General features: G+C 45.2%; 5 protein-coding genes. 1 reads left to right on the forward strand and 4 read right to left on the reverse strand.

Annotation, left to right across the window (positions count from 1 at the left end):
- Positions 1-3: 3 nt before the first annotated feature.
- From QGN29_RS01000 to QGN29_RS01015, 4 genes are all read right to left on the reverse strand, one after another.
- Positions 4-1527 carry a TolC family protein gene (locus QGN29_RS01000; RefSeq protein ID WP_310798782.1) on the reverse strand — a complete coding sequence of 508 codons (1524 nt, stop codon included), beginning with the start codon at positions 1525-1527 and terminating at the stop codon, positions 4-6.
- A 67-nt stretch (positions 1528-1594) separates the two neighbouring features.
- The gene (locus QGN29_RS01005; protein ID WP_310798784.1) at positions 1595-9196 is read right to left on the reverse strand and encodes an Ig-like domain-containing protein; all 7602 of its coding nucleotides are present in this window, start codon (positions 9194-9196) and stop codon (positions 1595-1597) included.
- A 443-nt stretch (positions 9197-9639) separates the two neighbouring features.
- Complete coding sequence (locus QGN29_RS01010; protein ID WP_310798785.1) at positions 9640-10581, reverse strand: LysR substrate-binding domain-containing protein; 942 nt, start codon at positions 10579-10581, stop codon at positions 9640-9642.
- A 162-nt stretch (positions 10582-10743) separates the two neighbouring features.
- Positions 10744-11931: an acyltransferase family protein gene (locus QGN29_RS01015; protein ID WP_310798786.1), complete on the reverse strand. Its 1188-nt coding sequence runs from the start codon at positions 11929-11931 to the stop codon at positions 10744-10746.
- A 305-nt stretch (positions 11932-12236) separates the two neighbouring features.
- Between QGN29_RS01015 and QGN29_RS01020 the strand changes: the two genes are divergently transcribed.
- Positions 12237-12830, forward strand: coding sequence for a gluconate 2-dehydrogenase subunit 3 family protein (locus QGN29_RS01020; protein ID WP_310798787.1), 594 nt, complete (start codon positions 12237-12239; stop codon positions 12828-12830).
- Positions 12831-12835: the final 5 nt, after the last annotated feature.

Genomic DNA, 12835 nt, shown 5'->3' on the forward strand with positions numbered 1-12835 from the left:
GTTTCACCGGCTAGCGGATTGTCTTACTTTTATTGGTGCAAGATCCTCTTGAGGCTTATCCAACATTTCACCGATTTGACTAGAAAGCGTAGTGAGATCATGCCCTAGTCCTTGCAGCTTATATCCTTCTCCAGATGAGATTTTCAATCGACTGTAGGCAGCGAGCATTTTTGAGTAAGCTTGATCACGCTTAATATTCGCTAGCAGATTATGTAATTGCGTTCTGATTACTGCCAACCCTGTGGACCTTGAAGCCAGCTTCATGCCCAGCTCATGATGTCTAATTTTGTTATTAACGTCAGCTATCTCAGCAGAAAGGATATAATCAGATTTTTTTATCTCAAATTGCTGAAGAGAAATATGCAGCTTGGCTAAACTTGCCATTGAGAGGCTTTGACGGCGAAGATTATCGACCTTCTCTTGAAGCTCCTTTGTCTCTTGTATGCTTCCTATCGAGAATAAATTCATGATATTGTATGAGAGATTGACCCCTGCTTGCAGCCAAGTATCATTGTAGAGATATTTATTGGAATTATAGCTCACTGAGCTATTCAACTTCAAGCTAGGGAACAGCTTTAATAGCCGTTGACGTGCCATCAATCGATTATTTTCAGCAATATAATCCTCTTCTCGCAATTCAGGTAAATTTAGAAGCGCTTGCATTTCTAATTCCTCTATGGTCTCCGATAATGTAGGAATTGGTATATCCATCTCCTCATCTTCTAGCGTGAATTCCAGTCCTGGCCGTAAATTCATGCGTGCTGCCAGAATGGTTTTCTTCTCTTTGAGGTCATGGCGAACAGACTTCAACTCTTGTATTGTGAGTAAGATACCTTGTTGATAATTTAGGTTATCAAGAGTATTGGACAATGTCTTCCTCTCAACCTTCTGAGCCGTTTTTAGAGCTTGCTCAGCTGTAATTAAAAGCTCATCAATTTTTGCCAACCACCGCTGTGTGGCTACAGCGGCCCAATAAGCTTCTGTGATTTCTGTAATGATGTTGTTAAAGACCTTGCGCTTTCTCTCCTGAGCAATCAGCACATCATTAGCAGATTGTTTGGCGCGTAAATAAGAAACACCAAAATCCAAGGCATCCCAGGAAAAAGTCAATCCAGATGATAATATATCTCGCTCTTGGGAAATGCTATTTGATGACCCAATACTGCCTGTGGTTAAATTTTCAGACACCCCGCCAGGATTGTTATTTCTCAATGTGTAGCCTGCATTCGACATCAACTGAGGTAACATTTCCTTTTTAACCAAGCCTAACTGGCCATGTGCTAAGGCTTTCTCCATCAACTTCAACTGATGATCAAGATTATATTTAAAGGCTCTCGCTATGACATCTTCCAACCGCAGAGGCCCTGTAATTTCCTCTTGTTGACTAAAAATATAGTGCAAATCAAAATCGACCCGCTTTTGAATGTCTGCCATTTTATTCGGCTCGGGTGAAACCGCACATGCAGACAGAAGAAAAAGTCCTGCAAGTGCCCCAAACTGTTTTAATTTCTTAATATTACACACCATGTGCATACTCCTAACTCGTAACAATAATTTAAAAAAAGCTCCCCAAAGCTTCTGCAGTTAAACAACCCTAGGCAACCTCTCGCTGATTTTTGTCCAGGATTAAATCGCGTTTGAACTCAAACTGGTTTGAACTCTGTAAAATTTGATCTGAGAATTTTAATCTTTCCCCTTGTAGAGTAACTAGCTCTTCTTGAGGGAAGATACTTTCTCTTTTGGTTTGGTCTTCAATTGTAGCCGTTGCGATAGCAACAATATGATCAACCTTTTGGAGATGACTGCTCTCCTGCTGTCGTAAAGCACCAGATAAAACATCAGATGTTTGACCTGCATCTTCCTCCAATCGCTTTTCCTTCATGCCAAGATAGACATCCCCATCTATTGTCGTGATTTTAATTTCTAGACGGTAGTTTTTCTCAGAAATCAGGTCCATTTGACCTTCAAATTTCACTTGTTGGATAATTTTTTCATAATCAGTGAGGCTCGCAACCCCGACGATAGAGAGAAGGCCTGTTTCCTGATCAAACGTGACTTCTATCCCGTCTGGGACATTCTCTATTATGAGCGCACCGACACGCCCGCCTCCATCAACGGAAAGCATGACTTCTGCTTTAATCAGGTCAACGGATTTGACCATATCGATTTTGTCGAACTGAATATCCGCAATTAAAAAGCGAGACAGCGAAGAAGGCTTATCCTCTTGATCAAATTGAATTTCAATCAGACCATTTTGAGCCAATTGATTTCCATAGCCATTGCTCTCTTGAACTAGTGAGAGATCGCTATGAAGGCTCTCAAGGTTAGCAGAATCGTGGTGCCAAAGATATGCTGACCGGTCTATAGGAGGAAGGTCATTCCACTTACTATAATCCTCGTAAAGATAGGTGTGCTCTTCTGCATCGACAGAATAACCATCACTGGATGTCTCTTCAATTAGATTGCCTAGAGCATCTTCAACTGAACCCGCAGCTATTGTGAGCTTACTATTTTGCTGCACTTCTTTCGGTTCGGGCGATAAAGTTGCCGTAAAGACATTTGGGTCATCAGTAGCCTTCAAATCACTTAAAGATCCTCCCTCAGTGTGAATATCGTCAAGAGAAAAGCCATAGGGGCGCTCATCAAAAGTAAAGGTAACCCGCGACTGATCCCCCTCTTTCAAATCAGTTTTTTCAAGAGCAATGACAACTGAAGGGCCTTGAGTATCAATAACAATATTATCTTGATGATGACTGCTGTTTCCAGCCTCATCAATTGCAGTCACATCAACAGCACAAGATCCGTCATCAAGTGAATGTTCTTCAGGTAAATCAACAGACCACCCACCTTCTTCATCTACAGTAACCTCACCTTCCTTTGAAGAATAGGTGATTCCATCAATGACTACATTCACATCGGTACCAATAGGTGCTTTGCCTGTCACAATAGGCGAGCGGTCTCTAGTGATTAACTCATCAACAGAGGGGTCGTTTGGTGCTGTGGTGTCTACTTTTATCTGCCCCTTAACAGCCGCTTCATTTCCGACTTTATCACGAGCAATCAGCTCAATTGAATGAACCCCATCCGATAACTTCTGATCTTCAGGGAGACGTAATCGCCAATTTCCATCTTTATCAATCACAACATCACCGTCAACAGAATGGTAGCTTTCCCCTTTGATCCTTATTGAAACTTCAGATCCAATTTCTGTCTTTCCGGTAATTAAAGGTGTGTTGTCGTTTGTCAATTGGTCAACAATTTCTAGACCTTCTGGAGGAATAGTATCCACCAGATATGTCAGGCTTTGAGCAACGTCATTATCATTTCCTGCCTGATCAAACACAGCGCCTTCTCTAACAAGAATTATCCCTTCACTTTCTTGAACATCTTGATCAGGCGTAAAACTCGCGTGATACACCAAAGGATTTAAGGGATCCTGAACAAGATTAGACAAAGACCCATGCTCTACAATTATGTCCGACAGTTCAAAGCCTGAAACAACTTCGTCGAAAGTAAAGGTTATCTCAGAGGTCTCCCCTTTTCCGATCAAATCATTCTCTACAGCGATTAAAACTGTAGGCTTTATGGAATCCACAATGAACGACTCTTGAGTGGTTTCTCGATTGCCTGCTTGATCAATTGCAGTGATATAAGTTGGAATAGTCCCGTCCGGTAATGCATGTTCTTCAGGAATAGTCAAAGACCAATTACCTAGATTATCAATCACAACCTGACCTGACTGTGACGTATAAGTCTTGCCGTCTACGGTTATGGACAAGGCTGTGCCTGGCTCTGTTGTGCCTGTTATAAGAGGGGTTGGGTCCTGTGTTATTTCCGTTTCCATTCGGGGTGCTGTCGGATCAAGCGTATCAATTGAATAGGTAGGGCCAAAAGAGTTACCATTTTGATTATTATTAGCATCCCAGACTGATCCTGCCTTCAACATGATCAGGTTGTCCGTCTCTTCCCTATGATTGTCCGGTGTAAAGATTGCAGTATAGACACGAGAATTTATCGGATCTTGTTGCAGGTTACTTAAGACGCCATTTTCAGCCAGCAAATCCTCAAGTGTAAGTCCCGTTACTTCTTCATCAAATGAAATAGTTACGATAGAACGTTCCCCAGAAGACAAACTCACATCGTCCATTGTAATCATCACACCAGGCCGGTCAGTGTCAATAGCATAAGACGCACTCGTCGCCTGAGCGTTGGTATTCCCCGAGGCATCTGTGACACTACTGGCCGCAACAGTGATGACATTAGACGTGTCTTCAACAGAGGCCGTCGGCGTCAATGTGGCTGTATACACCAGTGGGTTAGAGCCGTCCTGCACAAGGTTGGAGAGCGTGCCATTCTCGGCACTCACATCTGCGAGGGTGAAGCCAGTCACCGCTTCATCAAAGGTGAAGGTCACTGTTGTCGTCTCACCAATACTCAGAGATGTATCGTCCACCGTGATGGTTACACCAGGCCGGTCAGTGTCAACCGCATAAGACACACTCGTCGCCTGAGCGTTGGTATTCCCCGAGGCATCTGTGACACTACTGGCCGCAACAGTGATGACATTAGACGTGTCTTCAACAGAGGCCGTCGGCGTTAATGTGGCTGTATACACCAGTGGGTTAGAGCCGTCCTGCACAAGGTTGGAGAGCGTGCCATTCTCGGCACTCACATCTGCGAGGGTGAAGCCAGTCACCGCTTCATCAAAGGTGAAGGTCACTGTTGTCGTCTCACCAATACTCAGGGCAGTATCGTCCACCGTGATGGTTACACCAGGCCGGTCAGTGTCAATAGCATAAGACGCACTTGTCGCCTGAGCGTTGGTATTCCCCGAGGCATCTGTAACACTACTGGCCGCAACAGTGATGACATTAGACGTGTCTTCAACAGAGGCCGTCGGCGTTAATGTGGCTGTATACACCAGTGGGTTAGAGCCGTCCTGCACAAGGTTGGAGAGCGCACCATTCTCGGCACTCACATCTGCGAGGGTGAAGCCAGTCACCGCTTCATCAAAGGTGAAGGTCACTGTTGTCGTCTCACCAATACTCAGGGCAGTATCGTCCACCGTGATGGTTACATCAGGCCGGTCAGTGTCAACCGCATAAGACGCACTTGTCGCCTGAGCGTTGGTATTCCCCGAGGCATCTGTGACACTACTGGCCGCAACAGTGATGACATTAGACGTGTCTTCAACAGAGGCCGTCGGCGTTAATGTGGCTGTATACACCAGTGGGTTAGAGCCGTCCTGCACAAGGTTGGAGAGCGCACCATTCTCGGCACTCACATCTGCGAGGGTGAAGCCAGTCACCGCTTCATCAAAGGTGAAGGTCACTGTTGTCGTCTCACCAATACTCAGGGCAGTATCGTCCACCGTGATGGTTACATCAGGCCGGTCAGTGTCAACCGCATAAGACGCACTTGTCGCCTGAGCGTTGGTATTCCCCGAGGCATCTGTGACACTACTGGCCGCAACAGTGATGACATTAGACGTGTCTTCAACAGAGGCCGTCGGCGTCAATGTGGCTGTATACACCAGTGGGTTAGAGCCGTCCTGCACAAGGTTGGAGAGCGTGCCATTCTCGGCACTCACATCTGCGAGGGTGAAGCCAGTCACCGCTTCATCAAAGGTGAAGGTCACTGTTGTCGTCTCACCAATACTCAGAGATGTATCGTCCACCGTGATGGTTACACCAGGCCGGTCAGTGTCAACCGCATAAGACGCACTTGTCGCCTGAGCGTTGGCATTGCCCGAGGCATCTGTGACACTACTGGCCGCAACAGTGATGACATTAGACGTGTCTTCAACAGAGGCCGTCGGCGTTAATGTGGCTGTATACACCAGTGGGTTAGAGCCGTCCTGCACAAGGTTGGAGAGCGTGCCATTCTCGGCACTCACATCTGCGAGGGTGAAGCCAGTCACCGCTTCATCAAAGGTGAAGGTCACTGTTGTCGTCTCACCAATACTCAGAGATGTATCGTCCACCGTGATGGTTACACCAGGCCGGTCAGTGTCAACCGCATAAGACGCACTTGTCGCCTGAGCGTTGGCATTGCCCGAGGCATCTGTGACACTACTGGCCGCAACAGTGATGACATTAGACGTGTCTTCAACAGAGGCCGTCGGCGTTAATGTGGCTGTATACACCAGTGGGTTAGAGCCGTCCTGCACAAGGTTGGAGAGCGTTCCATTCTCGGCACTCACATCTGCGAGGGTGAAGCCGCTCACCGCTTCATCAAAGGTGAAGGTCACTGTTGTCGTCTCACCAATACTCAGAGATGTATCGTCCACCGTGATGGTTACACCAGGCCGGTCAGTGTCAACCGCATAAGACACACTCGTCGCCTGAGCGTTGGTATTCCCCGAGGCATCTGTAACACTACTGGCCGCAACAGTGATGACATTAGACGTGTCTTCAACAGAGGCCGTCGGCGTCAATGTGGCTGTATACACCAGTGGGTTAGATCCGTCCTGCACAAGGTTGGAGAGCGTGCCATTCTCGGCTGAGATGTCCCCTAGACTAAAGCCAGTCACCGCTTCATCAAAGGTGAAGGTCACCGTGGCTGTCTCACCGTCAGTAAGGGATGTATCGTCCACCGTGATGGTTACACCAGGCCGGTCAGTGTCAATAGCATAAGACGCACTCGTCGCCTGAGCGTTGGCATTGCCCGAGGCATCTGTAACACTACTGGCAGCAACAGTGATGACATTAGACGTGTCTTCAACAGAGGCCGTCGGCGTCAATGTGGCTGTATACACCAGTGGGTTAGAGCCGTCCTGCACAAGGTTGGAGAGCGTGCCATTCTCGGCTGAGATGTCCCCTAGACTAAAGCCAGTCACCGCTTCATCAAAGGTGAAGGTCACTGTGGCTGTCTCACCAATACTCAGGGCCGTATCGTCCACCGTGATGGTTACATCAGGCCGGTCAGTGTCAATAGCATAAGACGCACTTGTCGACTGAGCGTTTGTATTCCCCGAGGCATCTGTGACACTACTGGCCGCAACAGTGATCACGTTCGAGCTATCCTCTACCGATGCATTCGGTGTTAATGTGGCTGTATACACCAGTGGGTTAGAGCCATCCTGCACAAGGTTGGAGAGCGTGCCATTCTCGGCACTCACATCTGCGAGGGTGAAGCCAGTCACCGCTTCATCAAAGGTGAAGGTCACTGTGGCTGTCTCACCAATACTCAGGGCCGTATCGTCCACCGTGATGGTTACATCTGGAATGGATGTAGCAACCGTATAATTGTCACCAGAGGTTGCTTTATTGCCAATACCATCTTGATCCAGCACACCGCCTTCAGCAAGGGTAATCACATTACTACTATCATCTACATCCACATCTGGCGTAAAAGTAGCCGTATAAACCAGTGGATTTGATCCATCTTGCACCAAGTTAGACAGTGTTCCATTCTCTGCTGTTAGATCCCCCAGGAGAAAACCAGATATGGATTTATCAAAAGTGAAAGTGACCGTTGCAGTCTCTCCGGCCAAAAGGTTTTGGTCACTCATAGAGATGACCACTTTGGGTGTATTAATAACTTTAACTGTTGCAATCGCAGTATTTGAAACAGGCGTATCGCTGCTGTTCAAAAGAGTCACTGCAAAAGTCCGATCCCCTGAGGTGGGTTTAAAATTAGACTCAGGCTCATACTCTAACCGTTCGATCAGGGCACGAAGACCAGCTTCATCAAATTTATTCCCATCTACACGGACGATTGTTATACCTTCACTACCATCGTACTCAACCCGGTAGTCTACTCCATTATAACTGACAGTTCTTGAGGTTGCGACCTGAAGATCCGCGGGCATTTTGGAATCAAAAATATAAAGGCTTGGTCGACTTTGCCCTGCATTATAATCCGTGATCCCAGTGGTCTTGATGTCGACTTTGTAAATATCATGTTCCAAATTGAGTGAATATCCATCATCGGGATCTATCAGCGACACAGCTTCTCGGTCCACAGAGTTGGTTTCATAGTGCCCCGCAAAGTCAAGCATAGAAGTCCCTGCATCAAAATCTAACAGGCTAGACACTTCACGGAAATCATACTCATTTTGATCATTCTCAACAGTGGGAATAACACCAGGCGACTGACCATCATTTACATTATAGCCATCATTGATATCGGAGCCTTCATAAGTATCACGCAGTCCATCTCCGTCTGTGTCAGTCCACCCATGCGTTAGGGAAAGGCCTCCCTCAACACGATCCCCAATGCCATCCTCATCGCTATCCCCGTCCAAATAATCCGAAGACCCTCTACCATCTGTGTCATGCAATGTCGGGGGTGTAACAAGTATATGAGCATAGGCATCATCAAGACCGTCACCATCTGCATCAACTCCGCTCGGCGCAATATATCCCGCTGTGGACTGCCACTCTATATTATCTGTGATACCGTCATTATCACTGTCTAAGTCCAACGAGTTAATAACACCATCGAGATCATTATCGTCCGTGCCCTCAGTCACATCAAGGATACCGTCATTGTCATCGTCAATATCGACTGAATCTAAGACACCGTCTCCATCTGTATCAATACCTAAGGCAAATTGAGCCGTCACAGTAACTTGGTTTGAATTCCCATCAGCATCTGACACGGCCCCTGCAGGTACGGCAATAGTAAAGCCCGGTGAAGATACTTGTTGAGCACCAACACTCAACGGTGCAGCATTCGATGCTGTAAAGACCGCTCTATAGAGTAATGGATTATCTGGGTCTTGTTCTAAATCCGCGATTATCCCATTAGACACTTGAATATCCTCAATAGTAAATCCTGTAACAGGTTCATCAAAGGCGAAAGTAACCACTGTACTTTCTCCATAAGCTAAATCTGTTTTCTCAAGGGAAATAACCAGAGTTGGAACGCCTGTGTCGATGGTTTGCGAAGCGGCATTGCTCCTTTCAATTCCAGTATTGCTGTCCTCTTCTGTCACCTCTTGTGCCATCGCTTTCGTATGAGTGAGAAGAGCCGGTTCTGAAACTTTTCCACGCGCAGCATTTGGGAAAGAACTCATTTCCTCAAGAGCGACTGTTTGATGGGGTTCAACATACTCATCAACCGTGGCTGCCATAGCCCCGTCAAACATCAGGCGGGGCTCGAGGGCAATTTTTGATGATTCAGATTTTAACCTAGATTTCTTATTTTCGACAACAGACTTGCAATTATTTAACGTGACGGATTGGCTCACAGATCGCTCCTATATACTCAAAACACTCATGGTTGAAACTATCTACACTCGCGACCCCATCACTAGACAGTTCAATAAATTCAGATCACTTCTTATACCTCATTTTAGATATTTAGGTTTTAACAACGCTACCTTCAAGTTATTTTATACAATCAATAAGTGAAATATATATACTAATTTGAATCTTCATAATTAATCATCGAATTTCACTTATTAAATTATACCTATGGTATTATTTTTCTGATATAGTTTGTCAGTAAAACATAATAACTTCCAACTTCTTTTAGGGTTTAAGAGTTAAGACTTTATTACTATAAAATAATAAATTTATTATATAACAATGATTTAAACTATATTGGGGTTTTTGAGGATTTTAGAAAAACTCCTTAAGAGGGAATTACCTCTTTTGAAGGGCTTGCAAGTTTTTACACTTATAACGATATTTATTCATATCCTCTAAACCAATTCATGAAGGTTCTAATACGATTTGATTGCGCTAGTTCTTTTCTGCAAATAAAGCCCCACCCGCCTTGACAAAGGGTTGCATGGGAAACAGGCTGCACAAGAGCGCCCTTTTTCATGTCTTCACTCACAAATGGGCCATTCACTAAAGCGATTCCCTGGCCATCAATCGCCATCTCCAAGGCGACGGCCAATGTATCAACCTTCAAGTACATAGATTGCGTTTGAAACTCAACACCTGCACTCTCAAACCAAAGGTTCCAAGATTGATCCTCAGTCGATAATGAGATTAATGGAAACCCTTGCAGAGTATGAGGGGTTATTCCATGCCCCATTTGACTACGGAAGATAGGGCTACAAACCGGAAATAAAGTGCAATCAAAAAGAGGCACCCACTCATACTTCTTATGATCTAACGGCTTATCCAAATAGATGAGGCCCACATCAGCGGAAAGTTCGTTAAAAACATTATTATGGCCTGAGGTCGATAAATTTATTGGAATATCAGGATATTCCCTTAAAAATTTAGGCAAGCGCCGCGCAAGCCAACGAAGAGAGGCCGTAACATCGCTTTGTAAGACAAGGGGGCGCGCATGGGAATGCTGCTCTACAGCATGAACCCCTTCAATGAGGGAATCGAAGGCTGCGCGAACATAAGGGTAAAAAAGCCGACCTTCATCCGTAGAGATGATATTTCGGCCTTCCTGAGCAAAAAGGGACAGCCCTAGACCTTCCTCTATTTGTTTAATTTGATGACTAATAGCAGGATGTGTCAAACAGAGCTCTTCGGCTGCGTCTTTTACACTTTGGTGGCGAGTTGCGGCTTCAAAGCCTCTCAGTGCCTTTAGGGGGGGGATTTTCTTATGATTGATAATCTTCTGCATGAGCGGTCCAAACAAATTCGTAATATTCAATTTTTGCATTCAGAGAATTTACTATATCCATTTGATAGGCGAACCACTAATCCGCGTCAAATTCACGGATTAGTTACATTTGATTTATCATTTTTCAGGCTATAAATGCATAAAGGGACAGGCGAAACCTATCCCTTTTTATGAGCTAAGACGATCTTCCTCACTCTAACGTTAGGCGCTTCTAGTCCGCTTCCGGCCATTCAAGAATTTACCAAGTGCGGTATACCTAACAAGATAGTGGTAACTTAAGAACATAAGCGGTGTTGAGATGAGCAAAATCAGGATCACTTTTAATTCTGCCGCCAAGCTCCAGTGATAAAGTGCCACTTGTAAGGCCATAACAATGGGCAAATGAATGATATAGACCCAATAAGAAGCGTCAGCGATATAACGACGAACAGCGCTCTCTTTCTGCCAGAATTTTAAGGCAGCTCCAATCAGCGCAAAAGTCCAGAACCAAATTGACAGCGCATAACAGATCACATAGATCATTTTTTCTTGCTCAGGTAGCGGTGTTCCCCATGACGGTTGAACCCCGACAATCGAAAGCGCATACCCACTTAAGACTATAGCAATTGCGCCGTTTATCATCCAAACTTTCTCAAGCTTGAAAACGAGATTTGGGATTCTGTGCATATTCCAACCCACTAAGATTGCAGAGCCATAAGCAATCAAGGCCGTCGTGTTAGGGAACAGGCCATAATCTGGTGTTGGAATTCCAAACCAAGGAGCCCAATGCTGATGCGCCATAAAAGCAAGGCCAGTTGGGACTGCAAGAATGAAAGGCATGAAAGGGGTCGCAAGTAATCTGCCTTGAATTGCATCATATATGGCTGATAATGGGCGGCTAAGACCAACTAAATTCAAAAGAGCCCGCATACCAACCAAACCTGCATACAATAGGATTAACAAGTATAAAAACCACAAATGAGTCAGAGGAACATTATGAACAGAAAGTGGGGGCGGGGGCGGTGCATCGGCTGGAATTTCACCCCCATTCTGAACTGCAAAGCCCCACAGGAATATAGATATCACTGCTAAGAAGATGATCCACCAAAAAGCGCCGAATGGGACAACAATCCGCATCACTCTATTTTTAGCAAAGCCCTTCAGGCCTTCTCTTTCCATCAGCATTCGCCCAAAATACCCTGCTAACAAGAAAAAGAGGGTCATTCTGAAGATATGTAAAAACCATCCAGTGCCTGCTAAAAATTCACTTCGGCTTGGATCCATGATGAACCAAAATGGTTGATCTCCAGGCATGAAGGTTAAAATTGCATGGAAGACGACACCTAAGAGTAAAGCGGTACCTCTAAGGCCATCTAAAGCATGAATTCGTTGGGTCTCTATAGTAGACATCGTATTTATCCTCGCTGTCATAATTGTTAGTATTTTCTATGGCCTCGTTATCATTTTTTTTGCATTTAAGGCCTCGGACACAGATGACTTTCTGTGTCTTTCGAATCATATATACCAAAACTAGTTTAAAAAGTAAACTTGTTTGATGCTTCCAATTTCAGCCCTATTCACTCTTAGGGCTACTCTTCAAATAAGCTCCTCAACTAAGCCCTTCAATTTTTTAACTAGCCATCTGAAAAGGAGCGGCTTATAGTTTTCAGCAGGGAAACACCCTTCGCTCACACTGCGAAGAGAGGGAGAAAATTATGACATCAAGATCACCAAATAACAGGTCAGACTTAGACCGAAGACAATTTTTGAGTAGGCTAACATTTGCCCTTGGCGGTGCCGTTTCCATGTCGCTCACTTCGGCTGTTTCTGCAGGTATGTTCACAGCAACAAACTTAGATCCTGGTAAACTTCATATTTTCACCAAAGATCAACTAACCCTATTTGGAGATATGGCCCAGACCCTTATCCCAAGAACAGAGACACCAGGGGCGAGAGATGTGAATGCTCACTTTTTAGCTGATGAGCTCGTCGCAAACTGGATGACGAAAGAAGAGAGCGTACGCTTCATTTCTGCCTTTCAGCAACTCATGGACAGCATTCATAAGAAGTACGGCAAAACATTCTCTGCTTTATCTCAAAAGGATAAAACTACTGTCTTAGATCATCTCGGCAAAGAAATGAAAAAGAACAAAGGCTACCATGTTTATAGCGATATTCGCGAAATGACGATTTTTGGATATTACACCTCTGAGATTGGCGCCAGCGAAGAGTTAATCTTCGACCCAGTACCAGGGCCTTATCAAGGATGCGTGGATCTTTCCACCGTCGGCAAAACATACGCGCTATAAGGGGA

Origin of the sequence: Temperatibacter marinus (assembly GCF_031598375.1) — a bacterium.
GTDB classification, from domain to species: domain Bacteria; phylum Pseudomonadota; class Alphaproteobacteria; order Sphingomonadales; family Kordiimonadaceae; genus Temperatibacter; species Temperatibacter marinus.

Excerpts from the sequence above, each read along its gene's own strand:
- QGN29_RS01000 (WP_310798782.1), bottom strand. The coding sequence starts at position 1,527 with ATGGTGTGTAATATTAAGAAATTAAAACAGTTTGGGGCACTTGCAGGA.
- QGN29_RS01010 (WP_310798785.1), bottom strand. The coding sequence starts at position 10,581 with ATGCAAAAATTGAATATTACGAATTTGTTTGGACCGCTCATGCAGAAG.
- QGN29_RS01015 (WP_310798786.1), bottom strand. The coding sequence starts at position 11,931 with ATGTCTACTATAGAGACCCAACGAATTCATGCTTTAGATGGCCTTAGA.
- QGN29_RS01020 (WP_310798787.1), top strand. The coding sequence starts at position 12,237 with ATGACATCAAGATCACCAAATAACAGGTCAGACTTAGACCGAAGACAA.